Origin of the sequence: Pelomonas lactea (assembly GCF_043555885.1) — a bacterium.
Taxonomy (GTDB): Bacteria; Pseudomonadota; Gammaproteobacteria; order Burkholderiales; family Burkholderiaceae_C; genus Pelomonas; species Pelomonas lactea.
The window spans coordinates 373,221-399,726 of the sequence record NZ_JBIGHX010000003.1; the positions used below are offsets into that span (position 1 = coordinate 373,221).

27 protein-coding genes are annotated in these 26,506 nt (G+C 70.1%); 15 read left to right on the plus strand and 12 right to left on the minus strand.

Features of this window, described 5'->3' with window-relative positions; genetic code table 11:
• Nucleotides 1-27: 27 nt before the first annotated feature.
• From ACG04Q_RS10240 to ACG04Q_RS10250, 3 genes are read right to left on the minus strand one after another with little or no spacing between them, the layout of a single operon-like run.
• Nucleotides 28-849, minus strand: a complete 822-nt coding sequence (locus ACG04Q_RS10240) for a BPSS1780 family membrane protein (protein ID WP_394510811.1) — start codon at nucleotides 847-849, stop codon at nucleotides 28-30.
• Nucleotides 846-1,859, minus strand: coding sequence for a homoserine kinase (locus ACG04Q_RS10245; RefSeq protein WP_394510812.1), 1,014 nt, complete (start codon nucleotides 1,857-1,859; stop codon nucleotides 846-848). Before ACG04Q_RS10245 ends, ACG04Q_RS10240 begins: the two co-directional genes overlap by 4 nt.
• 40 nt (nucleotides 1,860-1,899) lie before the next feature.
• The gene (locus ACG04Q_RS10250; protein ID WP_394510813.1) at nucleotides 1,900-2,193 is read right to left on the minus strand and encodes a hypothetical protein; all 294 of its coding nucleotides are present in this window, start codon (nucleotides 2,191-2,193) and stop codon (nucleotides 1,900-1,902) included.
• Between the two features lie 42 nt (nucleotides 2,194-2,235).
• Between ACG04Q_RS10250 and polA the strand changes: the two genes are divergently transcribed.
• The 4 genes from polA to ACG04Q_RS10270 are packed head-to-tail and all read left to right on the plus strand — an operon-like array spanning nucleotide 2,236 to nucleotide 6,664.
• Nucleotides 2,236-4,995, plus strand: coding sequence for a DNA polymerase I (polA, locus tag ACG04Q_RS10255; RefSeq protein WP_394510814.1), 2,760 nt, complete (start codon nucleotides 2,236-2,238; stop codon nucleotides 4,993-4,995).
• Nucleotides 4,996-5,049: 54 nt separating this feature from the next.
• On the plus strand, nucleotides 5,050-5,394 hold the full coding sequence (locus ACG04Q_RS10260; protein WP_394510815.1) for a type II toxin-antitoxin system prevent-host-death family antitoxin: 345 nt from the start codon (nucleotides 5,050-5,052) through the stop codon (nucleotides 5,392-5,394).
• A 1-nt stretch (nucleotide 5,395) separates the two neighbouring features.
• Complete coding sequence (locus ACG04Q_RS10265; RefSeq protein ID WP_394510816.1) at nucleotides 5,396-6,010, plus strand: ATPase; 615 nt, start codon at nucleotides 5,396-5,398, stop codon at nucleotides 6,008-6,010.
• 30 nt (nucleotides 6,011-6,040) lie between these two features.
• The gene (locus tag ACG04Q_RS10270) at nucleotides 6,041-6,664 is read left to right on the plus strand and encodes a response regulator transcription factor (protein WP_394510817.1); all 624 of its coding nucleotides are present in this window, start codon (nucleotides 6,041-6,043) and stop codon (nucleotides 6,662-6,664) included.
• Between the two features lie 178 nt (nucleotides 6,665-6,842).
• Here the strand turns inward: ACG04Q_RS10270 and ACG04Q_RS10275 are convergent, their stop codons facing one another.
• The 4 genes from ACG04Q_RS10275 to xdhA form a co-directional block, all read right to left on the minus strand.
• Nucleotides 6,843-7,403: a hypothetical protein gene (locus tag ACG04Q_RS10275; protein WP_394510818.1), complete on the minus strand. Its 561-nt coding sequence runs from the start codon at nucleotides 7,401-7,403 to the stop codon at nucleotides 6,843-6,845.
• Between the two features lie 277 nt (nucleotides 7,404-7,680).
• Nucleotides 7,681-8,268: a peptidoglycan recognition protein family protein gene (locus ACG04Q_RS10280; RefSeq protein ID WP_394510819.1), complete on the minus strand. Its 588-nt coding sequence runs from the start codon at nucleotides 8,266-8,268 to the stop codon at nucleotides 7,681-7,683.
• Nucleotides 8,265-10,559 (minus strand): xanthine dehydrogenase molybdopterin binding subunit, encoded by a 2,295-nt coding sequence (gene xdhB / locus ACG04Q_RS10285; RefSeq protein ID WP_394510820.1) that lies wholly within the window; start codon nucleotides 10,557-10,559, stop codon nucleotides 8,265-8,267. The genes ACG04Q_RS10280 and xdhB overlap by 4 nt, the downstream gene beginning before the upstream one ends.
• Nucleotides 10,560-10,579: 20 nt before the next feature.
• Nucleotides 10,580-12,046, minus strand: a complete 1,467-nt coding sequence (gene xdhA, locus ACG04Q_RS10290) for a xanthine dehydrogenase small subunit (protein ID WP_394510821.1) — start codon at nucleotides 12,044-12,046, stop codon at nucleotides 10,580-10,582.
• A gap of 39 nt (nucleotides 12,047-12,085) precedes the next feature.
• On the opposite strand from xdhA, the gene guaD reads away from it, so the two are divergent.
• Both guaD and ACG04Q_RS10300 read left to right on the plus strand, forming a co-directional pair.
• The gene (gene guaD / locus ACG04Q_RS10295) at nucleotides 12,086-13,402 is read left to right on the plus strand and encodes a guanine deaminase (RefSeq protein ID WP_394510822.1); all 1,317 of its coding nucleotides are present in this window, start codon (nucleotides 12,086-12,088) and stop codon (nucleotides 13,400-13,402) included.
• A gap of 97 nt (nucleotides 13,403-13,499) precedes the next feature.
• Entirely contained in the window at nucleotides 13,500-13,691 is a 192-nt protein-coding gene (locus ACG04Q_RS10300) for a hypothetical protein (protein ID WP_394510824.1), read from the plus strand.
• 105 nt (nucleotides 13,692-13,796) lie between these two features.
• Here ACG04Q_RS10300 and ACG04Q_RS10305 read toward each other — a convergent pair whose 3' ends face one another.
• Nucleotides 13,797-14,273, minus strand: a complete 477-nt coding sequence (locus ACG04Q_RS10305) for a chemotaxis protein CheW (RefSeq protein ID WP_394510825.1) — start codon at nucleotides 14,271-14,273, stop codon at nucleotides 13,797-13,799.
• A gap of 370 nt (nucleotides 14,274-14,643) precedes the next feature.
• Between ACG04Q_RS10305 and ACG04Q_RS10310 the strand changes: the two genes are divergently transcribed.
• From ACG04Q_RS10310 to ACG04Q_RS10320, 3 genes are read left to right on the plus strand one after another with little or no spacing between them, the layout of a single operon-like run.
• Nucleotides 14,644-15,024, plus strand: coding sequence for a response regulator transcription factor (locus ACG04Q_RS10310; RefSeq protein ID WP_394510826.1), 381 nt, complete (start codon nucleotides 14,644-14,646; stop codon nucleotides 15,022-15,024).
• 1 nt (nucleotide 15,025) lies between these two features.
• On the plus strand, nucleotides 15,026-15,784 hold the full coding sequence (locus tag ACG04Q_RS10315) for an HD-GYP domain-containing protein (protein WP_394510827.1): 759 nt from the start codon (nucleotides 15,026-15,028) through the stop codon (nucleotides 15,782-15,784).
• A 30-nt stretch (nucleotides 15,785-15,814) separates the two neighbouring features.
• On the plus strand, nucleotides 15,815-17,539 hold the full coding sequence (locus tag ACG04Q_RS10320; RefSeq protein ID WP_394510828.1) for a sensor histidine kinase: 1,725 nt from the start codon (nucleotides 15,815-15,817) through the stop codon (nucleotides 17,537-17,539).
• An 18-nt stretch (nucleotides 17,540-17,557) separates the two neighbouring features.
• Here the strand turns inward: ACG04Q_RS10320 and ACG04Q_RS10325 are convergent, their stop codons facing one another.
• Nucleotides 17,558-18,316 (minus strand): substrate-binding periplasmic protein, encoded by a 759-nt coding sequence (locus ACG04Q_RS10325; protein ID WP_394510829.1) that lies wholly within the window; start codon nucleotides 18,314-18,316, stop codon nucleotides 17,558-17,560.
• Nucleotides 18,317-18,338: 22 nt separating this feature from the next.
• Nucleotides 18,339-18,893, minus strand: coding sequence for an NUDIX hydrolase (locus ACG04Q_RS10330; RefSeq protein WP_394510831.1), 555 nt, complete (start codon nucleotides 18,891-18,893; stop codon nucleotides 18,339-18,341).
• Nucleotides 18,894-18,926: 33 nt separating this feature from the next.
• Between ACG04Q_RS10330 and maiA the strand changes: the two genes are divergently transcribed.
• Together maiA and ACG04Q_RS10340 are read left to right on the plus strand one after the other, a co-directional pair.
• Nucleotides 18,927-19,562, plus strand: a complete 636-nt coding sequence (maiA, locus tag ACG04Q_RS10335) for a maleylacetoacetate isomerase (protein ID WP_394510832.1) — start codon at nucleotides 18,927-18,929, stop codon at nucleotides 19,560-19,562.
• Nucleotides 19,552-20,280, plus strand: a complete 729-nt coding sequence (locus ACG04Q_RS10340) for a purine nucleoside phosphorylase YfiH/LACC1 family protein (protein ID WP_394510833.1) — start codon at nucleotides 19,552-19,554, stop codon at nucleotides 20,278-20,280. Before maiA ends, ACG04Q_RS10340 begins: the two co-directional genes overlap by 11 nt.
• On the opposite strand, the gene ACG04Q_RS10345 is transcribed toward ACG04Q_RS10340, so the two are convergent.
• Nucleotides 20,200-20,466: a hypothetical protein gene (locus ACG04Q_RS10345; protein WP_394510834.1), complete on the minus strand. Its 267-nt coding sequence runs from the start codon at nucleotides 20,464-20,466 to the stop codon at nucleotides 20,200-20,202. The genes ACG04Q_RS10340 and ACG04Q_RS10345 overlap by 81 nt on opposite strands.
• Nucleotides 20,467-20,640: 174 nt before the next feature.
• Here ACG04Q_RS10345 and phaC point away from each other — a divergent pair, with 174 nt between their 5' ends.
• The 3 genes from phaC to phbB all read left to right on the plus strand — a co-directional run bounded on the left by phaC (nucleotide 20,641) and on the right by phbB (nucleotide 24,375).
• Nucleotides 20,641-22,251, plus strand: a complete 1,611-nt coding sequence (gene phaC, locus ACG04Q_RS10350; protein ID WP_394511343.1) for a class I poly(R)-hydroxyalkanoic acid synthase — start codon at nucleotides 20,641-20,643, stop codon at nucleotides 22,249-22,251.
• A gap of 165 nt (nucleotides 22,252-22,416) precedes the next feature.
• Nucleotides 22,417-23,601, plus strand: a complete 1,185-nt coding sequence (locus ACG04Q_RS10355; RefSeq protein ID WP_394510835.1) for an acetyl-CoA C-acetyltransferase — start codon at nucleotides 22,417-22,419, stop codon at nucleotides 23,599-23,601.
• Between the two features lie 36 nt (nucleotides 23,602-23,637).
• Nucleotides 23,638-24,375 carry an acetoacetyl-CoA reductase gene (gene phbB, locus ACG04Q_RS10360; RefSeq protein WP_394510836.1) on the plus strand — a complete coding sequence of 246 codons (738 nt, stop codon included), beginning with the start codon at nucleotides 23,638-23,640 and terminating at the stop codon, nucleotides 24,373-24,375.
• Nucleotides 24,376-24,461: 86 nt separating this feature from the next.
• Here the strand turns inward: phbB and ACG04Q_RS10365 are convergent, their stop codons facing one another.
• The gene (locus ACG04Q_RS10365) at nucleotides 24,462-24,971 is read right to left on the minus strand and encodes a hypothetical protein (RefSeq protein WP_394510837.1); all 510 of its coding nucleotides are present in this window, start codon (nucleotides 24,969-24,971) and stop codon (nucleotides 24,462-24,464) included.
• A gap of 131 nt (nucleotides 24,972-25,102) precedes the next feature.
• Here ACG04Q_RS10365 and dbpA point away from each other — a divergent pair, with 131 nt between their 5' ends.
• Complete coding sequence (gene dbpA, locus ACG04Q_RS10370; RefSeq protein WP_394510838.1) at nucleotides 25,103-26,503, plus strand: ATP-dependent RNA helicase DbpA; 1,401 nt, start codon at nucleotides 25,103-25,105, stop codon at nucleotides 26,501-26,503.
• The last annotated feature ends 3 nt before the right edge of the window (nucleotides 26,504-26,506 follow it).

The window sequence follows — 26,506 nt, forward strand, 5'->3', positions numbered from 1 at the left end:
CGGGGTGGCCCGCCGCCCGCGCCGGCCTCAGGTCTTGCTGTCGAGCAGGTCCTGAGGCGCGCCGAACATGAAGCAGTCGACGAAGCTGAAGTACAGCGACGCGTAGAACACCGCCCAGGCCAGCATGCCGACCACCAGCATCACCACCGGCGCCGCCTGCAGCAGCCCCAGCGCGGTGAACACCATCGTGATGGCCATGGACAGCACCAGGAAGGCCGCCACCCACAGCAGGCCGTTCAGCGCGAAGGCCGCCTTGTTGCGCCACAGCGCCAGCGTGCTGGAGAACAGCGCCTGGCCCACGCCCTGGCCGCCCCAGTGGATGAGTGCCGGTGCGTGCCAGTAGGGCACCGACAGCAGCGCCAGCCCGCCAAAGCGCAGCAGCGCGCCCCAGACGATGCGCGAGTCCTCGGCCACCTTGGCGAACTCCTCCGCCGAGCCCTTCTTCTCCATCAGCTCCATCACGGCCCGCGTCGCTTCGCCATCGATGGCGTTGGCGGCCATCAGGATGAGCAGCGCCAGCACCGCGAAGCTGGCGCCCAGCACCAACTGGCGGTTGCGGCGCTCGGGCGTCAGCCGCAGCGGCGCGACGAAGACGGCCGCCGTGGGCATCTTCTTCTGCAGCACCAGGTGCGTGGCCAGCATGAAGCCCAGCGAGCAGATCGGGATGGCCATCAGCCCCAGCAGCGGGCCCACCAGCGGCAGCGCCGTCAGCAGCATGGAGGCCAGCAGCGCCAGGCCCATCAGGCCGACGAAGGCCATAGGCTGGCGCCGGAAGACGCGAAAGCCGTGCCGAATCCACAGCCGGCCATTGGCAGCCGGGACCTGCTGCAGGTGCAACTGCATGGTCATTCAAGACTCTCCAGCGGCATGGCATGCCAGGGCTTGCTGATGCGCTCGCGCAGCACGCGCTCGAAGTGGCGCGGGTCGTGCGCCTTCAGCAGCGAGGCCTCGCGCGGCAGGTGCAGGTCGTACAGGCGCGACACCCAGAAGCGCAGCGCCGCGGCGCGCAGCAGTGCGGGCAGCAGCCGGTGCTCGGTGCCGGACAGCGGCCGCACGCTCTCGTAAGCGGCGACGAAGACGGCGGCGCGCTCGGTGATGAGGCGGCCGTCGGCCAGGTCGATGCACCAGTCGTTCAGGCACACGGCCAGGTCGAACAGCCAGGTGTCGACGCCGGCGAAATAGAAGTCGAAGAAGCCGGTCAGCCGCTCGCGGCCCGGGCCCTCGCCGGGCTCGAACATGACGTTGTCGCGGAACAGGTCGGCGTGGATGGGGCCCGAGTGGTGCTGCAGCAGTTCGGCGTAGCCGGCCGACGCGGCCAGCTGCTGCTGGTAGGCCAGCTCGCTGGTCAGCAGCGCGCGCTCATCGGCGTTCAGGAAGGGCAGCAGCTGCGGCACCACCTGCTGCCACCAGGCCAGGCCGCGCAGGTTGGGCTGGTGCAGCGGGTAGTCGCGCCCGGCAAGGTGCATCTGCGCGAGCGTGGCGCCCACCTGCTGGCAGTGGAAGGCGTCCGGCGCCATCTGGTGGCCGCCGTGCAGGCGGTCGACGATGGCCGCGGGCTTGCCCGCCACCTCGAACAGGATCTCGCCCGTCGCGTCGGCATGCGGCTCGGGCACCGGCACGCCGCGCTGGGCCAGGTGCTGCATCAGCCGCAGGTAGAACGGCAGCTGCTCGGCAGTGAGGCGCTCGAACAGCGTCAGCACGTAGCGGTGCAGGTGGCCGTCGTCGCCGGTGCAGTCGACGAAGTAGTTGGTGTTCTCGATGCCGGCGCCGATGCCGCGCAGCGAGCTGAGCTGCCCCAGGTGGAGGTGATCCAGCAGGGCTTGGGCCTGCGCGGGGCTGACTTCGGTGAAAACGGCCATGACGTGGGGGCTGGGCTGCGGCGGCGGGCGCCGCGGGCAATCAGAATTTGAGGACGCGCCAGACCCGGGTGCCGGAGCCGCTCTTGCTCAGGCCGGTGCCGCTGCCGCCGGCCGACTCGCGGCCCGCGTCGTTGACGACGATCTCGTAGTCGGGGGCCTTGGTGAGCTTGTTCTTCACCGTGACCTTCTTGGTCTCGCCGCGCACCTTGAGTTCCTCGATGCGGACCTGGTCGTCCTCGGCCACGGTCTGCTCGACCTTGGGCTCGGGCGGCGGGTCGGCCAGGACGGGGGCAGCAACGGCTGCGAGCAGCAGCAGGGCGGTGAAGCGACGCATGCTGCCGATTCTAGGTGGGCGGCTCGCCGAGAATCCCACCCCATGAGCAAACCCATCCTGCTGCTGGTCGACGGCTCCAGCTACCTCTACCGCGCCTTCCATGCCATGCCCGACCTGCGCGGCCCCGAGGGCCAGCCCACCGGGGCGGTGCGCGGCATGGTGGCCATGCTGAAGAAGCTGCAGAGCGACGTCGGCGCGGAGCACGCCGTCTGCGTGTTCGACGCGTCCGGCCCCACCTTCCGCGACGAGTGGTACCCCGAGTACAAGGCGCAGCGCTCGCCGATGCCGCCGGAGCTGCGCGCGCAGATCGAGCCCATCCACGAGGTCGTCAAGCTGCTGGGCTGGCCCACGCTGACGGTGCCGGGCGTGGAGGCGGACGACGTCATAGGCACGCTGTGCCGCGTTGGCGCCGAGCAGGGGCATCGCGTCATCGTGTCGACGGGTGACAAGGATCTGTCGCAGTTGGTGAACCCCGATGTCGAGCTCATCAACACGATGAGCAACGAGCGGCTGGACGAGGCCGGCGTGCTGGCCAAGTTCGGCGTGCCGCCCAACCGCATCATCGACTACCTGACGCTGATGGGCGACACCGTGGACAACGTGCCCGGCGTGACCGGCGTGGGCCCCAAGACGGCGGCGAAGTGGATTGCCGAGTACGGCTCGCTGGACGGTGTCATCGCCGCGGCGGCCAGCGTCAAGGGCAAGGCCGGTGAGAACCTGCGCGCCGCGCTGGACTGGCTGCCCATGGGCCGCAAGCTCGTCACCGTGAAGCTGGACTGTGAGCTGGCCGACCACGTGAATGGCTGGCCGTTGCTGGACGAACTCGCCTTCCGTGAGCCGGCCAGGGAGGCGCTGGCGGCGTTCTACACGCGCAGCGGCTTCAAGGCCTGGCTGGAGGAGCTGACGGGCGTGGCACCCGCGCCCAAGCCCAAGGCCGCCGCCGTGGCGAGCCCCGGCCTGTTCGACGAGCCCGAGCCGCCCGCCGGCGCCGCCGACCTGCCACGCCGCTACGACACCATCCTCACGTTCGAGCAGCTGGACGCCTGGATCGCCCGGCTGCGCGCCGCGCCGCTGTGTGCGCTGGACACCGAGACCGATTCGCTGGACCCGATGGCCGCCGCCATCGTCGGCATCTCGTTTGCCGACAAGCCGGGCGAGGCCGCCTACATTCCGCTGCGCCACAGCGGCCCGGATGCGCCTGAGCAACTACCGTTCGACGAGGTGCTGGCGCGCCTCAAGCCCTGGCTGCAGGACGAGTCGGCCAAGAAGATCGGCCAGAACCTGAAGTACGACCGCCACGTCTTCCTCAACCACGGCATCCAGCTGGCCGGCGTGCAGCACGACACGCTGCTGCAGAGCTATGTGCTGGAGGCGCACAAGACCCACAACCTCGAAGCGCTGGCCGAGCGCCACCTGGGCCGCAAGGGCCTGAGCTACGAGGACCTGTGCGGCAAGGGTGTGCACCAGATCCCGTTCGCGCAGGTGGCGGTCGACAAGGCCACCACCTACTCGGGCGAAGACAGCGAGATGTGCCTGCACCTGCACAGCGTGCTGTGGCCGCAGATCGAGGCCGAGGCCGGCCTCAAGCGCATCTACGAGCTGGAGATGCCCACCGCCGACCTGCTGGCGCGCATCGAGCGCACGGGCGTGCTCATCGACACCGAGCGCCTGCAGCAGCAGAGCCACGAGATCGGCCAGCGCCTCGTCACGCTGGAGCAGCAGTGCTACGACATCGCCGGCCAGCCCTTCAACATCGGCAGCCCGAAGCAGATCGGCGACATCCTGTTCACCAAGCTGGGCCTGCCGGTCGTCAAGAAGACGGCCACCGGCGCGCCGTCCACCGACGAGGAGGTGCTGACCGAGCTGGCCGCCGACTTCCCGCTGCCGGCCAAGATCCTGGAGTACCGCGGCCTGTCCAAGCTCAAGAGCACCTACACCGACAAGCTGCCGCTGCAGGTCAACGCGCACACCGGCCGCGTACACACCAACTACGCGCAGGCGGTGGCGGTGACGGGGCGGCTGTCCAGCAACGAGCCCAACCTGCAGAACATCCCCATCCGCACGGCCGAGGGGCGCAAGGTGCGCGAGGCCTTCGTCGCGCCCGAGGGCTGCAGGATCGTCAGCGCCGACTACTCGCAGATCGAGCTGCGCATCATGGCGCACATCAGCGAGGACCCGGGCCTGCTGAAGGCCTTCCAGGATGGCCTGGACGTGCATCGCGCGACGGCTTCGGAAGTGTTCGGCGTGCCGCTGGACGAGGTGTCCAGCGAGCAGCGCCGCTATGCCAAGACCATCAACTTCGGCCTCATCTACGGCATGGGCGCGTTCGGCCTGGCGTCGGCGCTGGGCATCGAGCAGAAGGCCGCCAAGGACTACATCGACCGCTACTTCACCCGCTTCGCCGGCGTGAAGACCTACATGGAAGAGACCAAGGCCGGCGCCGCCGAGCGCGGCTACGTCGAGACGCTGTTCGGCCGCCGCATCTACCTGCCGGAGATCCGCGGCGGCAACGGCCAGCGCCGCGCCGGTGCCGAGCGCCAGGCCATCAACGCGCCCATGCAGGGCACGGCGGCCGACCTCATCAAGCTGGCCATGCTGGCCGTGCAGGCCGAGCTGGACCGCGCCGGCAAGCAGAGCAAGATCGTCATGCAGGTGCACGACGAACTGGTGTTCGAGGTGCCCGAAGCCGAGCTGGACTGGATGCGCATCGAGGTGCCGCGGCTGATGGCCGGCGTGGCCCAGCTCAAGGTGCCGCTGCTGGCCGAGGTGGGCGTGGGCAGCAACTGGGAAGAAGCCCATTGATTTCCTATTTTTCCCAAAATAGGGAAAATGGGTGGGCCTGACCAGGAGCCACCCATGTCCGCCGTCCTCGAACAAGCCATCGCCGACCAACTGCCCAGCGTGACGGCCACGGAACTCGTGGCCGGCATCCAGAAGGTGGGCCGCGCGGTGGCTGCCCATGGCGCCGTGCTCATCACCAAGCACGACCAGCCGGCCTTCGTGCTGATGTCCGTCGAGCGCTACCGCGAACTGCAGCGCGCCGCCGAGCCCGACCTGGGCGCGCTGAGCGGCGAGTTCGATGCGATGTTCGAGCGCATGCAGGGGCAGGGCGAGGCGCTGGCCGACGCGTTTGCGATGGCGCCCGAGGCGGTGGGGCAAGCCGCCGTGAAGGCCGCCAAGCCCCGCCGCAAGGCCGCCTGACTTGCCGATCTTCGTGCTGGCCGGTGTCAACGGCGCCGGCAAGAGTTCGCTGGGCGGTGCGGCCATCCAGGCCAGCGGCGCCGAGTTCTTCAACCCCGACGTCATCGCCGCGCGGCTGCGCGAGCAGCAGCCGGGCCTGTCCGCCGAACAGGCCAACGGCCTGGCGTGGACGCTGGGCCGCCGCGGCCTGGAGAAGGCGCTGGCCGGCGGCCTGACCTACGCGTTCGAGACGACGCTGGGCGGCCACAGCATCGCGAGGTTGCTGCTGGAAGGGGCGCGGGCCGGCGCCGAAGTCCACGTCTGGTTTGCCGGCCTGGCGACGCCCGAGCTGCACCTGAAGCGCATCGCCGCGCGCGTCGCGGCGGGTGGGCACGACATCCCCGAGGCCAAGGTGCGCGAGCGCTTCGACGCCAGCCGCAGCAACCTCGTCAAGCTGATGCCGCACCTGGCCAGCCTGCGCGTCTACGACAACAGCGTGGAGGCCGACCCGCGCGCCGGCAAGCGGCCGCAGCCGGTGCTGCTGCTGCAGATGCAGGCCGGGCGTGTCATGTCGCACGCGCCGCTGCGCGGCGTGCCCGCCTGGGCCAAACCTCTGCTGGCCGCGGCGCTGCGTTGACTATCATCCCCACCTCCTGGAGGAGGGGTGATGAGGGTTCTGCTGATCGATGGATTTCCGATGGTGCGCGCCGCGCTCACCGGCCTGATCGAGCAGAACTTCGCCGGCGCGCAGGTGCAGGGCGTGGACAGCGTCGCTGCCGCGCGCGCCGCGCTGGCCGAGCAGCTGCCCCGCCTGGTGCTGCTGGACCTGCACGTGGACGGTGGCTTCGAACTGCTGCAGCAGATCCACCGCGAGCACCTGGTGCTGCCGGTGGTGGTCATCTCGGGCAGCGACGACACCGAGGACGCGCTGCAGGCGCTGGGCGCCGGCGCGATGGGCTATGTGCCCGAGCGCAGCGACCTCAACACGCTGGTGCAGGCGCTGCACCTGGTGCTGGCCGGTGGCACCTACGTGCCGCCGCTCAAGCGCCTGGCCGACGAGCCCGCACCCGTGGCGGCGCCGGCCCGTGCCTGGGCCGAACTGCCGCTGACACCGCGCCAGAAGGGCGTGCTGGAGCTGCTGGCACGCGGGCTGTCCAACAAGGAAATCGCCCGGGAGCTGAACGTCAGCGTCGATACCGTGAAGGACCACGTTGCCGCGGTGCTGAAGGCACTCGGCGCCAACTCGCGCACGCAGGCGGTGCTGATCGCGACACAGAAGCAAGGGCGGTGACGGGCGTATTGCGGCGGCTTGATCGCTCCTGCGTGGTCGGCACCCGTAGACCCAAAGCGCAACTTGTCCAAGGCGAATTGCTCCCCCAGAGGCAGCCGTTCAGCGTTCGAGAACTGTCGCGTACTGAGGCCGAGGCGCAAGGCACTTCTGCTGGGACAGGCGTTTCGGCATGGCGCCATCAGGCTCGAAGCACGAGCCCGACGAACAGGGATACGAGAAACACGATTGCACCTCCGGCGGCAACTGCCCGGTAGTGACTGCGACGCGCTGCGGAAATGGTCCGCTCCAGCACCGCCATGTCGTGACGAGTCGGGTGCATGTAGGCCACCACCGGCGCATTCGGTAGATAGCGCGACAGAAGTTGCTCGACTGTCTTCCGGTCGCCATTGCGGTGATCGTGGCGAGCAGCCGTGAGGCACGAGGACTCGCGCGAACCTGAAGGCGATTGATAGATGAAACGCACGGCTGGTGCGTACTCTTGGCGGGTGGCGCCGCCGACGAAAATCTCTTCGATGGCAGCCGACACCACGTTGCCATCCACCGGCACCCAGCCGCGCACGGACTTGAAGAAGCGCAGTCGCGCAAAACCGTAGCTGAATAGGCCAAGCCCGGCAGCAGCTGGTGACAGCCAACGCAGCGAGGTCGGAAGCCCCATCACCAGACTCATCAATGCGCCGGTCAAGAGCATCGCCCATGCTGCCGAGCGGGTAATCTGCTTGATGGCGTCAAGTCGCGTCACTAGGCATCCTCACCATGGGTTTGTCCAACTAGCCCTGCCGTGCAACCCCGCCGGCTGCTGCTTTGCCAAGCATCAACAATGCAAAAGCGCTTGCCTACCGGAGCCTAGCCGAAATCGGCCACTGGCGAGCGTCGGCGGGTGACCGATAGGCGCGCTCCCGCCTCCCGCCTAACTGCGCCCTTGGCAACGCAGTCGGCGCCCTCGGCTACCCGTATTGCCGGGTGCGCAATGGCGACACTTGCTTGCAACATCCGCCGCGCTCGCCACCGGCGAGGCATCACCTGGCTTCCAGCAGCCGGCGCACCTCCGCCCTGAACCCGCCTGATTCGATCCGGGCATACAGGTTCCGCCCCGGGCAGACCGTCTGGGCGCTGTAGTCCTTGTGGCTGGCGATGTCGTCCAGCCCCAGCTTGTTTTCGCGCGCCAACCAGGCGGTCAGATCGACGGCGGCGTTCAGCTGTGCGGGCGTGGGCTGCTGCACCTCGAAGTTGCCCACCAGCATCAGCAGCGCATGGCCGCGAGGGTCGTAGTCGGTGTTGGTGTCGCCCGGCTGCTGCAGCGGCCGCGCCGCGTAGATGCGGCCATCGGGCGCGATGACGTAGTGGTACGGGATGTCGGCCCAGCGCCTGGTGAGGCGCGACCATTGCTGCAGCCGGCGCAGGTAGGCCGCCACGTCGGCGCCGTCCTGCCAGACCTCGCCCTGGTGATGCAACGTGATCTTGCGGATGGGCTGCGCGGGCGCCGCGGTGCTGGCAGCCGTGCCGCCCCAGGCGTCCACGTCGATGATGGTGGGGGCGGGCGGCCGCCCCGTGGCGCAGCCCGCCAGCGACAGGGCCGCAACAACGCTGGCGAGGCCGCGTCTCACCGCACGGCGTCGATCGCGTCCAGCACCGCCTCGGCCGTGGCCGGTGCGCGCAGCGGCGGGTCGCAGCCCTCCGGCCCGCAGGCAGCGCACGCGTCCTTGATCGCCAGCAGCGCCGCGAAGCCCAGCAGCAGCGGCGGCTCGCCGACGGCCTTGCTGCGGTGGATGGTCTCGCTCGCGTTGGCCACGCCGAACAGCTCCGTGCGGAACTCGGTCGGGCAGTCGTTCGCGGTCGGGATCTTGTAGGTGCTGGGCGCGTGCGTGGTCAGCAGGCCCGTCACCGGGTGCCAGACCAGCTCCTCCATCGTCAGCCAGCCCAGGCCCTGGATGAAGCCGCCTTCGACCTGGCCGATGTCCAGCGCCGGGTTCAGGCTCTGGCCCACGTCGTGCAGGATGTCTGCGCGCGTGATGCGGCTCTCGCCGGTCAGCGTGTCGACGAGCGCCTCGCAGACGGCGCCGCCCCAGGCGTAGTAGTAGAACGGGTGGCCCTGCAGCCTGGTGCGGTCCCAGTGCAGGCCGGGCGTCGCGTAGAAGCCGTCGCTCCACAGCTGCACGCGCTTCAGATACGCCGCCGCGACCAGGTCTGCAAACGGCAGCGCCTGCCCGCCGCCGCTGACCTGGCCGGCCTCGAACGCGACCAGCTCGGCCGCGCAGCCGAAGCGCTCGGCCGCGAACGCCGCCAGCCTCGCCTTGATCTTGCGCGCCGCGTCCTGCGCGGCCTTGCCGTTCAGGTCGCTGCCGGTGGACGCGGCCGTGGCCGAGGTGTTGGCCACCTTGCTGGTGTCCGTCGCCGAGCAGCGCACACGGTCGAACGGCAGACCCAGCTCGTGAGCGACGACCTGCGCCACCTTGGTGTTCAGCCCCTGGCCCATCTCCGTGCCGCCGTGGTTCACGAGCACCGAGCCGTCGGTGTAGACATGCACCAGCGCGCCGGCCTGGTTCAGGTGGGCGACGTTGAACGAGATGCCGAACTTGACCGGCGTGAAGGCCAGGCCCTTCTTCAGCACGCGGCTGGTCGCGTTGAACGCAGCGATCTCGGCGCGGCGTTCGGCGTAGCGGCTGTTGGCCAGCAGTTGCGCCGTCAGCGGCTGCGCGTGCAGCTCCTCGACCTGCTGGCCGTAGGGCGTCATGTCGCGGCCCGGCGCGTAGAAGTTGCGCTGGCGCACGTCGGCCGCATCCAGCCCCAGCCGGCGCGCGATGCCGTCCAGGATCATCTCGATCGCGATGGCGCCCTGCGGGCCGCCGAAGCCGCGGAAGGCGGTGTTGCTCTGCGTGTTGGTCTTGGCGCAGAAGCCGTGCATGGCCACGTGCGGCAGCCAGTAGGCGTTGTCGAAGTGGCACAGCGCGCGGGCCATGACGGGCGCGGACAGGTCGGCGCTGTGGCCGGCGTTGGAGACCAGCTCGATGTCGGCGGCCAGCACGCGGCCCTCGTCGTCAAAGCCCACGTCCCAGCGATAGTCGAAGCCGTGGCGGCGGCCTGTGATGAGGAAGTCGTCGTCGCGGTCCACGCGCAGCTTGACCGGCTTCTTCAGCGCCAGCGCGGCCAGCGATGCGACGCAGGCAAACAGCGCCGACTGGCTCTCCTTGCCGCCGAAGCCGCCGCCCATGCGCCGGCATTGCACGACGACCCGGTGGGCGGCCCAGCCCACCGCATGCGCGACGAGCTGCTGCATCTCGCTGGGGTGCTGCGTGGAGCAGTGCACCAGCAGGCCCTCGCCGCCCTCCTGCGGCACGGCCAGGCTGATCTGGCCTTCCAGGTAGAACTGCTCCTGCCCGCCCAGGCTCCATGTGCCGTGCAGTCGGTGCGGCGCCGTGGCGAGGTGCTCGGCCGGCTCGCCGCGCGTGAGGTGCATGGGCGGCAGCACGTACTGGCCGGCCGCGTGCGCGGCCAGCGCCGTCAGCACCGGCGGCAAGGGCTCGGCCTGGATGACCTGCTTGGCCAGCGAAGCCGCACGGCGGGCCAGCTCGCGGTTCGTCGCGATGACGGCGAACACCGGCTGGCCGACGTAGCGCAGCTCGCCATCGGCCAGGATGGGATCGTCATGCAGCAGCGGGCCGCAGTTGTTCGCTCCGGTGATGTCGGCCGCCCTGAACACGGCGACGACGCCGGGCTGCTGGCGGATGCGTTCGACGTCGATGCTCAGCAGCCGACCATGGGCGATGGGCGACAGCCCCAGCGCCGCGTGCAGCGTGCCGGCGGGTTCGGGCAGGTCGTCGGTGTACGGCGCGGCACCGCTGACGTGCAGGTGGGCGGATTCGTGAGGCCGCGATGTGCCGACGACGGGCTCAGGCATCAGAAGAACTTCGGGTTTGTTCATGTCGCCAACCTCGCGCTGCGCCACACGGTGATGGTGCGGCGGTCCAGGCTCTCCAGCCACAGCTTGCGCAGCAGGTTCTGCGCGACCTTCATGCGGTAGTTGTCGGACGCGCGCATGTCGGTCATGGGCTTGAAGTCGTTGGGCAGCGCGGCAGCCGCCGCCTCGGCGGTGGCTTCCACCCAGGGCTGGCCGACGACGGCGGCCTCGGCCGCTGCCGCGCGCTTGACGATGGCCGCCATGCCGCCGAACACGAAGCGCGCCTGCTGCACCGTGCCGTTGCGCAGCTGCAGCGCCAGCACGGCGCAGACGGCGGAGATGTCGCTGTCATGCCGCTTGGAGACCTTGTGCGCGCTGATGGCCCAGCTGGTGTCGGGCTTGGGCACCCACAGCGCCTCGACGAACTCGCCGGGCTGCAGGTCCTTCTTCATGTAGTCCAGGTAGAAGTCCTGCAGCGGCAGGCGGCGCTGCAGGTCGCCCTTGCGCAGCAGCACGTCCGCGCCCAGCGCGATGAGGGCCGGTGCGCCATCGCCGATGGGCGAGCCGTTGGCGATGTTGCCGCCCAGCGTGCCGGCATGGCGTACCGGCGGCGACGCGAAGCGCCGCCACAGCTCGGCGAGAGACGGTGCCAGTGCCGTCAGCGCGGCCCAGGCGTCTTCCAGCGAGGCCGCAGCACCTATCCACAGGCCGGCGTCTTCCTCGCGGATGGCCTTCAGCGCTTCGACGCGGCCCGTGTAGATCAGCGCCGGCAGCTCGCGGAACTGCTTGTTGACCCACAGGCCGATGTCGGTGGAGCCGGCCAGCAGCGTGGCCTGCGGAGAGGCCTCGCGCAGCAGTGCCAGGTCGGCCACGCTTTGCGGCGCGTGGAAGCGCTGGCCGGCGTGTTCGTAGGCCAGCGGCGCGTCGTTGGCCAGGTCTCGCAGCGCGGCGGTGATGGGCTCGCGGTCGATGAGGCGGGCCGGCGCGTCGAACATCTGCTCGCCGGCATCCAGGATGGGCCGGTAGCCGGTGCAGCGGCAGAGGTTGCCGGCCAGGTCGTCGGCCAGCTGCTGCCGGTCCGGCCGCGTGTCGGCGGCCTGGTGGCGCTCGTAGCAGGCCGTCATCGTCATGACGAAGCCGGGCGTGCAGAAGCCGCACTGCGAGCCGTGGCAGTTCACCAGCGCCTGCTGGGCGGGGTTGAGCTGCCCGGGGCCGCCCACGTCTTCCACCGTCAGCAGCGCGCGGCCGTCCAGCGTGGGCAGGAACTGCGTGCAGGCATTGACATTGCGTAGCTGTAGCTGGCCGGCGGCGTCCAGCTCACCCTGGATGACGGTGCAGGCGCCGCAGTCGCCCTCGGCGCAGCCCTCCTTGGTGCCGGTGCAGGCGGCGTGCTCGCGCAGGTACTGCAGGACCGTCGTCGTGGTCGGCAGGCCGGCCACCTCGACGACCTGGCCGCGGTGGAAGAAACGGATGGGGCGGGTATTCATGCTGGCCTCGATTGTCCGACCTTGCCTCAGAATTGCCATATGAGTTTTACTAACCAGAAAAACTTTGCCCATACACCAACCGAGCCGCGGCGCTGGGCGTTGCGGGGCGACCTGCTGGACTTCACCGCCGCACCCGGCTGGGGCGACACCACGGCCGCCGCGGTGCGTTTCGACCGCGACCACTGGCTGCTGATCGAGGACGGCCGCATCGTCGGCCGCCAGGCGCAGGCGCCCGACGCCAGCTGGGCGCGCAAGGACCATGCCGGCCAGCTGGTGCTGCCGGGCTTCATCGACACCCATGTCCACTGCCCGCAGTTGGAGGTCATCGCCTCCTATGGCACGGAGCTGCTGGACTGGCTGGAGCGCTACACCTTCCCCAGCGAATGCGCGTTCGCCGACCCGGCGCGCAGCCGCGCCGGCGCCGAGCTGTTCCTGGACGCGCTGCTGGCCAGCGGCACGACGTCGGCCGTGGTGTTCGCCACGGTGCACAAGACGTCGGCCGAGGCCCTGTTCCAGGGCGCGATGACGCGCGGCATGCGGCTCATCACCGGCAAGGTGCTGATGGACCGCCACGCGCCCGATGGCCTGCGCGACGACGTCACCCAGGCCGAGCGCGACTGCGTGGACCTGATCCAGCGCTTCCACGGCCAGGCCCGGCTGTCGTATGCGGTGACGGTGCGCTTCGCACCCACCAGCACGCCCGAGCAGCTGGCCATGGCCGGCGCGCTGTGCCGCTCGGACGCCAGCCTCTACATGCAGACCCACGTGGCCGAGAACCGCGCCGAGGTCGAGTGGGTGGCCCGGCTCTTCCCCGAGGCGCGCAGCTACCTGGATGTCTACGAGCGCGTGGGCCTGGTGCACGAGCGCGCGGTGCTGGCCCACGGCATCTGGCTGGACGATGCCGACAAGCGCCTCATCGCCGAGCGCGGCGCGCAGGTGGCGCATTGCCCGTCCAGCAACCTGTTCCTGGGCAGCGGGCTGTTCGACTGGTCCGGCGCGGGGTTCAACGTCAGCCTGGCGTCCGACGTGGGCGGCGGCACCAGCTTGAGCCTGCCGCGCAACATGGGCGACGCCTACAAGATCCAGGCGCTGCGCGGCCAGCGGCTGACGGCCTGGACGGCGCTGCATGCCGCCACGCGTGGCGCGGCCGAGGCGCTGCAGTTGGGCGACGAGATCGGCGGGCTGTCGGTAGGACAGGCGGCCGACCTGTGCGTGTGGGACTGGGCGCAAGGCCCCGTGGCCCAGGCGCGCGACGCCGCGGCCCGCGAGCTGCACGAGCGCGTCTTCGCGTGGATGACGCTGGCCGACGAGCGCAACCTGGCGGCCTGCTACGTGGCCGGCCGTCAGCGCGTCTGACGGCCCGTCCCGGCGGATCGCCGCTCCGTCGCAAGCCGCGTGAACCGGCACTCGGCGGCGCGTAGCCTGCGGGCTGTTCGCTCAAAGGAGTTCCGCGATGTTCGGCTTTCTGCTCTGGTGCCTGCTGTTCGTCGTCTGCTGGCCGCTGGCCATCGGTGCGCTGCTGCTGTGGCCGCTGGTGTGGCTGCTCCTGCTGCCGTTGCGGCTGCTGGGCATCGCGGTGGACGGCGTGTTCGCGCTGCTGCGCGCCATCGTCATGCTGCCGGCGCGCGTGCTGGGCGGCCGTTAGGGAGGGCCGCGACGGCGGCGTTCACCGTGTCGTCGAGGCCGTGATGGGCGCGGCCCTCGCGCAGCGGCCGCCGGCGCGTCCGCTGGTGCATGCCAGGAGCGTGGGTCAGAGATGGCGCAGCAGCGCGGCCAGGTCCGTCAGCTGCAGCAGCCGGGGGCCGTCGGCGCCGTCCACCGTGGCCAGGGCGACGATGAAGCCATCATCCGTCGCGCTGCCCAGCGCAGGGCAGGGCTGGATGTGCCCGGGCTGCAGCGCCACGACGTCGGACACTGCATCCACCACCAGGCCCAGCGTGCGGCTCGCGACATTGACGACCACGGTGACGGTGTCGATGCCGTTCTCGGCCGGCAGCCCGAGGTGGCGTCGCAGGTCCACGATGGGCACGATGGCACCGCGCAGATTCATGACTCCCAGCAGATGGCCGGCCGCGTTGGCGATGCGCGTCGGGGCCTCGTAGCGGCGTATCTCCTGGACTGCCAGGATGTCGATGCCGTATTCCTCGGCGCCAAGCCGCGAGGTGAGGACCTCGCGCGAGGCCGCGCTGGCAACTGCCGTGTGTTCGATGACGGTGAGTGCTGTCATGGGCTGCTTCGCTGAATTCAATCGCTATATTTGATATTTTTGAAATACAAAAATCCAGCCCCGCGGTCGCGATTCCGTGACGCTTTGCGCACTCGCACCACCGGCGCGTCGCACGGCTTGCGGCCGGTGGGCGGCGGCCCGGCCTGGTTGGGGCCCGGTGGGCATCACCGGCAGAGGATCGCGCCGCAGCGCCAGCAAACGCCCGGCCATGCGTCGATCCCGCGTCAGCCGCCCGGCGTGCGGTGCTCGCCAGTGCCCGACGTGAGCATTTGTGCGCGGCCGGACGCCCACGGCAGCGCCCCGATTTGCCATTTTGAATTGATAGAAGTGATAATTGCGACCAGCCACTGATGGCTTCAAGGGGTGCCGCGTGAAGAAGATCCTCATCGTCGAAGACCACTCGGACATCCGCCGACTCATCCGGCTGACGCTGGAGTTCGAGGACTACGAGATCCGGGAGGCCGCCGACGGGCCGACGGCGCTGCGCATCGCGGCCGAACTGCAGCCCGACCTGGTGCTGCTGGACGTCATGATGCCGGGCCCGCTGGACGGGCTGGACGTGTGCCGCCATCTCAAGTCCGGCGACTTCCCGGTGACGCCCCGCATCCTCATGCTCAGTGCGCGCTGTCATGCCGGCGACCGCACGGCCGGCATGGAGGCGGGCGCCGACATGTACCTTGTCAAGCCGTTCAGCCCGCTGCAGTTGATCGACTGCATCGCCGATCTGTGCGCGCTGGCCGGGGAGCAATGACATGTCCGCCGAGCTGTCAACACTGCCCGCCAGCCGCACCTTCGACGACGCTGCCGCCGCGCAGATGGAGCGCATCGTCGTGGACCTGCGCCGCATGTACCAGGAGCGCAACGAGGCTTTGCGCGAGGTCACCCGCGCCCACCACGAGGCCCTGCTGCGCCTGGCGCTGGCGGCGGACTTCCGCGACGACGACACCGGTGTGCACATGGTGCGCATCGGCTATCTGGCCGAGGCACTGGCCCTCGCGCTGGGCCAGTCCGCCGCGTTCGCCCGCATGCTGCGGCATGCCGCCCCCATGCACGATGTGGGCAAGATCGGCATTTCCGATGCCATCCTGAAGAAACCCGGTGGCTACACGCCCGACGAGCGCCTGGCGATGAACCAGCACGCCGAGATCGGCGCGGGCATCCTGGGGCGCTCGCGGGTGCCGCTGTTCCAACTGGCCGCCGAGGTGGCGCTGACGCACCACGAGCGCTGGGACGGCGGCGGGTACCCGCGCCGGCTCAGTGGCGAGGACATCCCGCTGTCGGGCCGCATCGTCGCGGTGGTGGACTTCTTCGATGCGCTGACGATGGACCGCTGCTACCGCAAGGCGTTCGCGGAAGACGTGGCGCTGCGCATGCTCATCGACCAGCGGGGCAAGGCCTTCGACCCCACCGTCGTCGACACGTTCCTGCGCGAAGCCCCCGCCTTGATCGCGCTGCGCGAGCAGATCAACCGGCAGCCGCCCAGCTTCGAAGACCTGGCGGAACTGGACTGACGCGACGGCAGCAGCGACGCGGAGGGGCGCATGGACGGGACCCGGCAATTGCGGTGGCGAGCCCTGCCCCGGCAGGGGCTGGGCGGGTTGCGCCAGCGAGTGGGTGCCTGGGCGGCGCCGTTGACGCTGGCCGCCGCCGCGGCGCTGGCAGGCCTCGCCCACCATCTGCCGGGCTGGCCTTGCGCAGAGGGGCTGGCGCTGTTGACCGCCCTGGGCAGCCTGTTGGCGCTGCAGCGCGAGCGGCGTGCCCGCGAGCAGTCGGCGCTGCGCGAGCGCGAGCTCGACGTGCTGCTCGGCAGCGTGCAGGAGCTGATCTTCCGCACCGATGCGAGCGGCGCCATCACCTATGTCAACGCGCGCTGGATCGCCGTCAGCGATGCCAGCGTCGACGCGGCACGCGGCCGGCTGCTGTGGGACCTGGTGGTGCCGGCCGATCGGCAGCGCGCGCTGGCGCTGTTCCGCCTGGACGACAACGTTGGCATGCGCCATGGGCAGGTCTGCATCCCGGCGCCCGATGGCCAGCCGCGGCACTTCAAGGTGGCGGTGCTGCCCCTGCTGGCCGAGGGGCGCGTCATCGGGTTCGCCGGCAGCGCGATCGACTTCAGCGAGCGCGTGGCCTTCGACCAGCAGCTGCAGCATCAGCTCGCGTTCTCCGCGCTGCTGCTGGAGCTGAGCCCGCTGCCGGTGTCCATGTTCGATGCGCAGGGGCGCTACGTGATGGTGAACCAGGCCTGGGAGAGCTTTGTGGGGCGTCCGCGAGCGCAGGTCATCGGTGCCTACGCCGGCCACTTCCTGTCCAGCCAAGAGGCGCGCATCCACGCCGAGCAGGATGCCCTGCTGATGGCCCAGGGCGGCCGGCTGCGCTACGAGACCCAGGTGCGGCATGGCGACGGGTCGCTGCGCGACATGGTCATCACCAAGGTGCGGGTGCCTGGCGAGGATGGCGCAGCCACCGGCATCCTGTGCACGCTGATGGACGTCAGCGAGTTCCGCACCGCCGAGCGGGCCACGCGCGAGGCGCGCGACGCCGCCGAGCAGGCCTCGCGCGTCAAGTCGGAGTTTGTCGCCAACATCAGCCACGAGCTGCGCACGCCGCTGCAGGCCATCCTGGGCTTTTCGGAGCTGGGCCTCACACGCGGGCGCGACAATGCCCGGCTGGCCGGCATGTTCAGCGACATCCACCGCTCCGGACAGCGCATGCTGGCCCTCGTCAACGACCTGCTGGACGTCTCCAAGATCGAGAGCGCCATCGGCACGATGGAGCTGCAGCGCTGCGACCTGCGGACGCTGGTGCAGGCCGTGCTGCTGGAGCTTGATCCTCTGCTGGGCCAGCGCCGGCTGCGCGTGGCGCTGCAGCTGGCCGGCGAGCCGCTGGTCGGCCGCGTCGACCCGCTGCGCATGCACCAGGCCGTGCGCAACGTGGTCGCCAACGCGATCAGGTTCTCGCCCGAGGGCGGCGAGCTGGCCATCCAGGCCTGTGCGGCAACGCCGGACGAGTTCGTGCTGACGGTCGCCGACCGCGGCCCCGGCATCCCGCCGGCGGAGCTGGAATCCATCTTCGATGCCTTCGTGCAGTCCAGCCTCACGAAGGACGGCTCCGGCGGCACGGGGCTGGGCCTGGCCATCTGCCGCAAGATCATCGACGTGCACGGCGGACACATCGTGGCGGCCAACCGCGACGGCGGCGGCGCCGTGTTCAGCATCCGGCTGCCGCTGTGCGCGCCGGGCGACTCGCAGGTGCAGACGCAGTACTGAGCGCGTCGCCGCGCCCGGCTATAGCGCCACTGCCGGCCGGTCCACGCTCCAGCGGCGGTACAGCTCGGCGGATTCCGCGGACCGCACCCAGCGCTCGAAGGCCTGGTCGTAGCGCTGGGCCAGGGCCTCGCCGGCGGCGCTGCGTGCAAAGGCCATGTGGCCATGCAGCACGTCCAGCGGCGGCGAGCAGCGCGTGATCGCGTCCGCCAGCGCCAGCCGCTGCAGCACCGGCTGGCAGTTGCGGTCGTTGGCCGCGAACAGGTCCACGCGGCGGCGCCCCAGCATCTGCAGCCCGGAGTCGACGTTCTGCACCCAGGTCAGCTGCGCCAGCCCGGTCTTGAGCCGCTCGAAGCGGCTGCCGTAGGCCCAGCCGCGCACGGCGGCCACGGGCGTCTGCGCCAGCTCGCCGAACTCGCCGCTCCAGCGCGACTCCTCGCCGCGGCGCGCGTACCAGACCATCGCGTCCGCGTAGAACGATCGCACGCTGAACAGCATGCGGGACTCGCGTTCCGGTGTGCGGTAGGGGCCGATGAGGATGTCGGCCTCGCCCTGCTCGATCATCAGCTGAGCACGCGGCCAGGGCAGCCATTCGCAGCGCACGCCGTCGCCGAACAGCTGGACGAGCAGGTCCACCGCGAGGCCTTTGGGCGCCTGTCCCTCGCTGCCCTCGAAGATGCGGGCGAACTGCGCGCCCACCGCGCGCAGCGGCGCCGCCTGCGCCGCGCCGGCAAGGGCCAGCGCGCCCGTGGAACCCAGCAGCAGGCGTCGTGTCAGCATGGCGGCGATGATGCGCCGCGCCTCACGGAATGTCGATGGCGTGCAGCGGGAAGCCGTGGCCCTGGCGGCGGTCGTCGAAGAAGCAGCGCAGCGTCTCGCGCGTGGTCTTGAAGGCGAGGTCGTCCCACGGGATCTCGTGCTCGGCGAACAGCCGTGCCTCCAGCGATTCCGGGCCGGGGTCGAACACGGTGGAGCGCAGCCGCGCGAGGTAGAACAGGTGCACCTGCCCCACACGCACGACGTTCATCAGCGTGTACAGCTCGCCCATCGAAACGTCGGCGCCGGCTTCCTCCTGCGTCTCGCGCAGCGCGCCTTCCAGCGTCGTCTCGCCCAGCTCCATGAAGCCCGCCGGCAGCGTCCACAACCCGTGGCGTGGCTCGATGGCGCGCCGGCACAGCAGCACGCGGCCGTCTTCCTCCCATACGGGCAGCGTGCCGACGACGTTGAGCGGGTTCTGGTAGTGGATGGCGCCGCAGGACGGGCAGACGGCGCGCTCGCGGTTGTCGTCCGCGGGGATGCGGTAGTCCACGGCGGAGCCGCAGGCGGGGCAGTGCTTGAAGCGGCTGGGGAAGGGCATGCGGCCGAGTTTAGAGGCGCTAAATTGCGGGCCATGAAGCTCTACAACTACTTCCGCTCGTCGGCGTCCTGGCGCGTTCGCATCGGCCTGGCACTCAAGGGGCTGGACTACGGCTACGAGCCCGTCCACCTCGTCCGCAACGAGCAGTTCGCCGGCGACTTCGCGGCGCAGCAGGCGTCGCACCTGGTGCCGGCGCTGGTGCTGGACGACGGCACCTGGCTGGGCCAGTCCATGGCCATCCTGGAGTACCTGGACGAGACCCACCCGGAGCCGCCGCTGCTGCCGCGCGACGCCGTGGGCCGCGCGCAGGTGAGGGCGCTGGCGCAGGACATCGGCTGCGACCTGCATCCGCTCAACAACCTGCGCGTGCTGCGCCACCTGAAGAGCGACATGGGGCAGTCGCAGGAGCAGGTGGACGCGTGGTACCGCCACTGGGTGGCCACCGGGCTGGCCATCGTCGAGCAGAAGCTGGCGCGCATGGCCGGCATGTTCAGCGTCGGCGACACGCCGGGCCTGGCCGACTGCCTGCTGGTGCCGCAGGTCTACAACGCGCAGCGCCTGGCCTGCCCGCTGGACGCCTTCCCCACCGTGATGCGCGTCAACGCCGCCTGCCTGGCGCTGCCGGCCTTTGCCACCACCCACCCGGACGCCTGCCCCGATGCAGCCTGACCCGCAGTGGCTGAGCCCGGGCTGGCCCGGCGTGACAGCCTTCATGACGACCCGTGGCCCCAACTTCGGCCGCAAGGCCGGCGATGCCGACGAGGTGCGTGCCAACCGCGCCGCGCTGGCCGAGGTGCTGGGCGCGCGGCCGGTGTTCCTGGACCAGGTGCATGGCGCTGGCGTCGTACGGCTGCGCGCCGACTGGCATGACGACAACGCGCCGCAGGCCGACGCGGCCGTGTCCACCGACCGCGACCTGGCCGTGGCCATCCTCGTGGCCGATTGCCTGCCGGTGTTGTTCCGCGCGCCCGGCGGCGTGGCCGGTGCGCATGCCGGCTGGCGCGGGCTGGCGGCGGGCGTGTTGAAGAACACGGTGGCCGAGCTGTGCGCCGCCACCGGCTGCGAGCCGCGCGATGTGCAGGCCTGGCTGGGCGCCAGCATCGGCCCGCAGGCCTTCGAGGTGGGGCCGGAGGTCGTGGCCGCGTTTGGCCGCGAGCCGCTGCCGCACGACCAGCCCGGCTTTCTCTATCGCCCTAACCCCCAGCCTCGCTGGCGCGCCGACCTGCCCTTGCTGGCTCGCGAAAGCTTGGGCGCGGCCGGTGTCACCCAAATCAGCGGCGGCGGCTGGTGCACGCTGACCGATGATTCACGCTTCTTCTCGTTCCGGGGCGAGTCCCTGGGCCGGCCCCGCGGGCGCATGGCCGCCTGCATCAGCCTCGGCCGCTGACTCCGCCGCGCGCCGGCGCCGCTTGCGGCCCGGCGTGCCGAGGATGTACATCAACAAGCGCAGCGGGAGCACGCCGTAGAGCATCAACGTGACCAGGGCGCCGAACACCGTGCCCTGCGGGCTCAGCGCTTCGGCGGCGGCCATCATCAGTGCGACGTAGGCCCAGGCGATGGCGACGAGATACATGTGTCATGGGCGCGTCAGCGCGCGTGGTTACAAAGCCGCGACGGCGGGATGTGGCAAGCTTATTGCAACGGACCGAGACAAGACCGCTGATGCGGGAGTTCCGAGGAAGACATGGCCACTCGCAAGAAGAACGACGCGGCGCCCGCCCAGGACGCGCAGCCCTTTGCCGACCTGATGCAGCAGATGGCGCACCTGCCGCAGATCTCGCCTGCCACGCTGGTCGAACTGCAGGCGGACTACCTCCGGCAGGCCACCGCGCTGTGGAACGCGGCGCTGGGTCAGGGCGACGCGCCCGCCGCGACGGACCGCCGTTTCGCGGCGCCGGAATGGCGGTCCAATCCCGCGGCCCATTTCATGAGCCAGCTCTACCTGCTCAACGGCCGCACGCTGGGCCGCATGGCCGAGCAGGTCGAGGCCGACGACAAGACCAAGGCGCGCATCAAGTTCGCCGTGCAGCAGTTCGTCGACGCCGCGTCGCCCAGCAACTTCCTGGCACTGAACCCCGAGGCGCAGAAGCTCGCGCTGGACAGCCATGGTGAAACGCTGGCCAGAGGCCTGCAGCAGCTGTGGGGCGACGTGCAGCGCGGCCATGTGTCGCAGACGGACGAGAGCGCCTTCGAGGTCGGCAGGAACGTAGCCACCACGGCCGGCAGTGTGGTGTTCGAGAACGATCTGTTCCAGCTCATCGAGTACGCGCCGCTGACGCCGCAGGTGCATGCGCGGCCCTTCCTGCTGGTGCCGCCGTGCATCAACAAGTTCTACATCCTCGATCTGCAGCCTGACAACTCGTTGATCCGTTATGCCGTGGCCGAGGGCCACCGCGTGTTCGTCGTCAGCTGGCGCAACCCGGACGACTCGGTCAGGCACCTGACCTGGGACGACTACGTCGAGCAGGGCGCTATTGCAGCCATCCGCGTCGTGCAGGAGATCTCCGGCCAGGACCAGGTCAACACGCTGGGCTTCTGCGTGGGCGGCACCATCCTCGCCACGGCGCTGGCCGTGCTGGCCGCGCGGGGCGAACAGCCTGCCGCCAGCCTCACGCTGCTGACCACGCTGCTGGACTTCGCCGACAACGGCATCCTGGACATCTTTGTCGACGAGGCCAGCGTGCGGCTGCGCGAGGCCACGCTGGGGCCCGACTCGCCCAAGGGCCCGCAGCTGCTGCACGGCCAGGAGCTGGCGACGACGTTCAGCTTCCTGCGCCCCAACGACCTGGTGTGGAACTACGTCGTCGGCAACTACCTGAAGGGCGAGGCGCCGCCGGCCTTCGACCTGCTGTACTGGAACGGCGACTCCACCAACCTGCCCGGGCCCATGTACTGCTGGTACCTTCGCCACACCTACCTGCAGAACGAGCTGAAAGTGCCGGGCAGGCTGACCGTGTGCGGCGAGAAGCTGGACCTGTCCACCATCGCCTGCCCGGTCTACATCTACGGCTCGCGCGAGGACCACATCGTGCCCTGGCAGGCCGCCTACCGGAACACGCAGATCTTCAAGGGCCCGCGCCGCTTCGTCATGGGCGCCTCGGGCCACATCGCCGGCGTCATCAACCCACCCGCCAAGGGCAAACGCAGCCACTGGATCGGCAAGAGCACGGCGCTGCCGGCGGACCCCGAGGCCTGGCTGGCCAGCGCCACCGAACATCCGGGCAGCTGGTGGACCGACTGGTCCGCATGGCTGGCCGCGCACGCCGGTGCGAAGAAGCCCGCGCCCAAGGCGCCGGGCAGTCGCAAGTACAAGGCCATCGAGCCCGCGCCCGGTCGCTACGTGAAAGTCAAAGCCTAGAAATGGTGAGCCCCTCGCCCAAGGAGTACCTTGGCCGGTCCCCCGAGGGGCCGGCGATGCTTGCAGCGTTGAGCTGCAAGCACATCGCCATCGCGGGCCGGCTTGGGAGCGGCCCGGCGCTCGGCCCGAAAACGTTTCGTCCGTATCACTGAGAAGGAGACTCCCATGAGCCAGCAAGACATCGTCATCGTCGCCGCCGCGCGCACCGCCATCGGCAAGTTCGGCGGCACGCTCGCCAAGACCCCCGCCAGCGAGCTGGGCGCCGCCGTCATCCAGGACCTGCTGCGCCGCACCGGGCTGGCCGGCGAGCAGATCAACGAGGTCATCCTCGGCCAGGTGCTGACGGCCGGCGTGGGCCAGAACCCGGCCCGCCAGGCGGTCATCAAGGCCGGCCTGCCGCAGGGCGTGCCGGCGTTCACGATCAACAAGGTGTGCGGCTCCGGCCTGAAGGCCGTGATGCTGGCCGCCCAGGCCATCCGCGACGGCGACAGCGACATCGTCATCGCCGGCGGCCAGGAGAGCATGAGCCTCAGCCCCCACGTGCTGCCCGGCTCGCGCGACGGCCAGCGCATGGGCGACTGGAAGATGGTCGACACGATGATCACCGACGGCCTGTGGGACGTGTACAACCAGTACCACATGGGCATCACCGCCGAGAACATCGCGAAGAAGTACGGCATCACCCGCGAGCAGCAGGACGCGCTGGCGCTGGGCAGCCAGCAGAAGGCCGCCGCGGCGCAGGAAGCGGGTCGTTTCAAGGACGAGATCGTGCCCTTCACGATCCCGCAGAAGAAAGGCGACCCCGTCGTGTTCGCCGCCGACGAGTTCATCAACCGCAAGTCCACCGCCGAAGCGCTGGCCGGCCTGCGCCCCGCCTTCGACAAGGCCGGTAGCGTGACGGCCGGCAACGCGTCGGGCCTGAATGACGGCGCCGCCGCCGTGATGGTGATGACGGCCGCCAAGGCCGCGGCGCTGGGCCTGACGCCGCTGGCGCGCATTGCGTCCTACGCGTCGGCCGGCCTGGACCCGGCCTACATGGGCATGGGCCCCGTGCCCGCGGCGCAGAAGGCGCTGGCCCGCGCCGGCTGGAAGGCGGCCGACCTGGACCTGCTGGAGATCAACGAGGCCTTCGCGGCCCAGGCCTGTGCCGTGCACAACGAGATGGGCTGGGACACGAGCAAGGTCAACGTCAACGGCGGCGCCATCGCGCTGGGCCACCCCATCGGCGCCAGCGGTTGCCGCGTGCTCGTCACGCTGCTGCACGAGATGGTCAAGCGTGACGCCAGGAAGGGCATCGCGTCGCTGTGCATCGGCGGCGGCATGGGCGTTGCACTGACGGTCGAGCGTTAATCACTTTTTCCCCACTCCAACCACAAGGAGACTCCAATGAGCCAGAAGATTGCCTACGTCACGGGCGGCATGGGTGGCATCGGCACCGCCATCTGCCAGAAGCTCGCCAAGGCTGGCTTCAAGGTCATCGCCGGCTGCGGCCCGAGCCGCGACTACCAGAAGTGGCTGGATGAACAGAAGGCCCTGGGCTACACGTTCTACGCCTCGGTCGGCAATGTCGCCGACTGGGACTCGACGGTCGAGGCCTTCACGAAGGCCATCAGCGAGCACGGCGCCATCGACGTGCTGGTCAACAACGCCGGGATCACGCGCGACCGCATGTTCCTGAAGATGACGCCCGAAGACTGGAAGGCCGTCATCGACACCAACCTGAACTCCATGTTCAACGTGACCAAGCAGGTCGTGCCTGGCATGGTGGAAAAGGGCTGGGGCCGCATCATCCAGATCAGCTCGGTCAACGGCGAGAAGGGCCAGGCCGGCCAGACCAACTACTCCGCCGCCAAGGCCGGCATGCACGGCTTCACGATGGCGCTGGCGCAGGAGCTGGCAGCCAAGGGCGTGACGGTCAACACGGTCAGCCCCGGCTACATCGGCACCGACATGGTCAAGGCCATCAAGCCCGAGATCCTGGAGAAGATCGTCGCGACGATTCCCGTCAAGCGCCTGGGTACGCCCGAGGAAATCGGCTCCGTCGTCGCCTGGCTGGCCGGCGAGGACAGCGGCTTCACGACCGGTGCGGACTTCTCCTGCAACGGCGGCCTGCACATGGGCTGACGCCGGCCTGCGCCCGCGCCGTCGGCGCATTGAAAAAGCCGGCTGTGCAGGCCGGCTTTTTTCATGGCACCAGGCCGGTGCAGCCGCTAGTTCGGCGGCAGCCCCTGGCGTGCCCGCTCGCGGGCCATGTAGTTGTTGTGGGCCCGGTCGCGCTCGCGCTGCTGGCGGGCTTCGCGCGTTTCCCAGTAGCCACAGCTGAAGAACGAGCCCCCGAACAGCCAGCCCATCACGCTGGAGTCGTCCACGGCGCGAGCGTCGCCGGCCGTGCAGACCATCGCTGCCTTGGAGCCGCTTTCGGCCGCCAGAGCTTCCTGCACCAGCATGGAGCGCGACATCAGCACCGAGGCCGGCATGGCCACGGCCAGCAGCACGCCGCCGATGACGACGCCCTTGGCCCAGCGTGGCAGGCCCTCGGCCTTGACGGCGGTGCCCTGCGCACGCGGGCCGGCGGCGGGGCGCGGCCTGGGCGCGGCCGGCATCGCGGCGCGCGAGGCCGCTGGGCGCGCCGTTCCGCCGCCTTCCAGCACTCTCGGCCGCGCCGATGTGGGCGGGTCGATGGGCTGGGTTTCCGGGAAGGAGCGGGTGACGGTAGGCATGGCGTTAGGCGGGGCGGCAGGCCCGCGGCGAATGCTAGTGATCGACCTTGGTCGCAATCGTGAGCAATTGCAAGGCGGCACCGGCTGCCAGCGCAAATCGCGCAGGAAGTCACACGCGGGACAATGGTGGCATGACCGACATCGCTTTTTCCACACTGCCGCTGAGCCCCGCCATGCTGGCCAACCTCGACCAGCTCGGCTACGCGCAGATGACGCCCATCCAGGCCGCCAGCCTGCCGCTGGCCCTCGCGGGCCGCGACGTCATCGGCGAGGCGCAGACCGGCTCCGGCAAGACGGCTGCCTTCGCCATCGCACTGCTGCACCGGCTCAAGGCCGATCTGCCGCGCGTGCAGGCGCTGGTGCTGGCGCCGACGCGCGAGCTGGCCGATCAGGTCACGCAGGAGATCCGCCGCCTGGCGCGCGCGGCCGACAACATCAAGGTGCTGAGCCTGTGTGGCGGCAGCCCCATGAAGCCGCAGATCGAGAGCCTGTCCTTCGGTGCACACATCGCCGTGGGCACGCCGGGCCGGCTCATCGACCACCTGGAACGCGGCACGCTGGACCTGGCCGCGCTGAACACGCTGGTGCTGGACGAGGCCGACCGCATGCTGGACATGGGCTTCGTCGACGACATCAAGGCCGTGGCCAGGCGCGCACCTGCCAACCGGCAAACGCTGCTGTTCTCTGCCACCTTCCCGGATGGCGTGAAGGACATCGCGCAGAAGTTCATGCGCGAGCCGCAGACGGTGAAGGTGGCCGGCGCCACCAGCGCGGCCGCGTCCACCATCCGCCAGATTGCCTACGAGGTGACCGAGGCGCAGCGGCTGGACGCCGTGCCGCGGCTGCTGCGCGCGTTCCGCCCCGAGTCGACCATCGCCTTCTGCAACACCAAGCAGCAGTGCCGTGACCTGGAGGCCGTGCTGGCGGCGCAAGGCTTCGTCGTGCTGGCGCTGCACGGCGACCTGGAGCAGCGTGACCGGGACCAGGTGCTGATCCAGTTCGCCAACCGCAGCGCGTCGGTGCTGGTGGCCACCGACGTCGCCGCGCGCGGGCTGGACATCGCCAACCTGGCCTGCGTCATCAACGTGGACATCAGCGCCGATGTGGAGCAGCACGTGCACCGCATCGGCCGCACCGGGCGCGCGGGCGCGCCCGGCCTGGCGCTGAGCCTGGCCAGCCTGGACGAGATGGGCCGCGTGGGGCGCATCGAGCAGCTGCAGTCGGCGCCGTTCCAGTGGCAGCCGCTGGACGCGCTGACCGACGCGCCCGGCGGCCCGCTGCTGCCCGCGATGGACACGCTGCAGATCCTGGGCGGCCGCAAGGAGAAGATCCGTCCCGGTGACATCCTGGGCGCGCTGACGGGCGAAGCCGGCTTCACATCGGCGCAGATCGGCAAGATCAATGTCACCGACTTCCACAGTTATGTTGCGGTGCAGCGTGATATCGCGAAGGAGGCCGTGCGGCGTTTGTCGGCCGGCAAGCTCAAGGGCCGCAAGGTCAAGGTGAGAAGGCTGGCCGACCTGTCCGACTGACTT

Coding starts and splice junctions, on each gene's coding strand:
- ACG04Q_RS10240 (WP_394510811.1), bottom strand. CDS start 849: ATGACCATGCAGTTGCACCTGCAGCAGGTCCCGGCTGCCAATGGCCGG.
- ACG04Q_RS10245 (WP_394510812.1), bottom strand. CDS start 1,859: ATGGCCGTTTTCACCGAAGTCAGCCCCGCGCAGGCCCAAGCCCTGCTG.
- ACG04Q_RS10250 (WP_394510813.1), bottom strand. CDS start 2,193: ATGCGTCGCTTCACCGCCCTGCTGCTGCTCGCAGCCGTTGCTGCCCCC.
- polA (WP_394510814.1), top strand. CDS start 2,236: ATGAGCAAACCCATCCTGCTGCTGGTCGACGGCTCCAGCTACCTCTAC.
- ACG04Q_RS10260 (WP_394510815.1), top strand. CDS start 5,050: ATGTCCGCCGTCCTCGAACAAGCCATCGCCGACCAACTGCCCAGCGTG.
- ACG04Q_RS10270 (WP_394510817.1), top strand. CDS start 6,041: ATGAGGGTTCTGCTGATCGATGGATTTCCGATGGTGCGCGCCGCGCTC.
- xdhB (WP_394510820.1), bottom strand. CDS start 10,559: ATGCCTGAGCCCGTCGTCGGCACATCGCGGCCTCACGAATCCGCCCAC.
- xdhA (WP_394510821.1), bottom strand. CDS start 12,046: ATGAATACCCGCCCCATCCGTTTCTTCCACCGCGGCCAGGTCGTCGAG.
- guaD (WP_394510822.1), top strand. CDS start 12,086: ATGAGTTTTACTAACCAGAAAAACTTTGCCCATACACCAACCGAGCCG.
- ACG04Q_RS10300 (WP_394510824.1), top strand. CDS start 13,500: ATGTTCGGCTTTCTGCTCTGGTGCCTGCTGTTCGTCGTCTGCTGGCCG.
- ACG04Q_RS10305 (WP_394510825.1), bottom strand. CDS start 14,273: ATGACAGCACTCACCGTCATCGAACACACGGCAGTTGCCAGCGCGGCC.
- ACG04Q_RS10315 (WP_394510827.1), top strand. CDS start 15,026: ATGTCCGCCGAGCTGTCAACACTGCCCGCCAGCCGCACCTTCGACGAC.
- ACG04Q_RS10320 (WP_394510828.1), top strand. CDS start 15,815: ATGGACGGGACCCGGCAATTGCGGTGGCGAGCCCTGCCCCGGCAGGGG.
- ACG04Q_RS10325 (WP_394510829.1), bottom strand. CDS start 18,316: ATGCTGACACGACGCCTGCTGCTGGGTTCCACGGGCGCGCTGGCCCTT.
- ACG04Q_RS10330 (WP_394510831.1), bottom strand. CDS start 18,893: ATGCCCTTCCCCAGCCGCTTCAAGCACTGCCCCGCCTGCGGCTCCGCC.
- maiA (WP_394510832.1), top strand. CDS start 18,927: ATGAAGCTCTACAACTACTTCCGCTCGTCGGCGTCCTGGCGCGTTCGC.
- ACG04Q_RS10340 (WP_394510833.1), top strand. CDS start 19,552: ATGCAGCCTGACCCGCAGTGGCTGAGCCCGGGCTGGCCCGGCGTGACA.
- ACG04Q_RS10345 (WP_394510834.1), bottom strand. CDS start 20,466: ATGTATCTCGTCGCCATCGCCTGGGCCTACGTCGCACTGATGATGGCC.
- phaC (WP_394511343.1), top strand. CDS start 20,641: ATGCAGCAGATGGCGCACCTGCCGCAGATCTCGCCTGCCACGCTGGTC.
- ACG04Q_RS10355 (WP_394510835.1), top strand. CDS start 22,417: ATGAGCCAGCAAGACATCGTCATCGTCGCCGCCGCGCGCACCGCCATC.
- phbB (WP_394510836.1), top strand. CDS start 23,638: ATGAGCCAGAAGATTGCCTACGTCACGGGCGGCATGGGTGGCATCGGC.
- ACG04Q_RS10365 (WP_394510837.1), bottom strand. CDS start 24,971: ATGCCTACCGTCACCCGCTCCTTCCCGGAAACCCAGCCCATCGACCCG.
- dbpA (WP_394510838.1), top strand. CDS start 25,103: ATGACCGACATCGCTTTTTCCACACTGCCGCTGAGCCCCGCCATGCTG.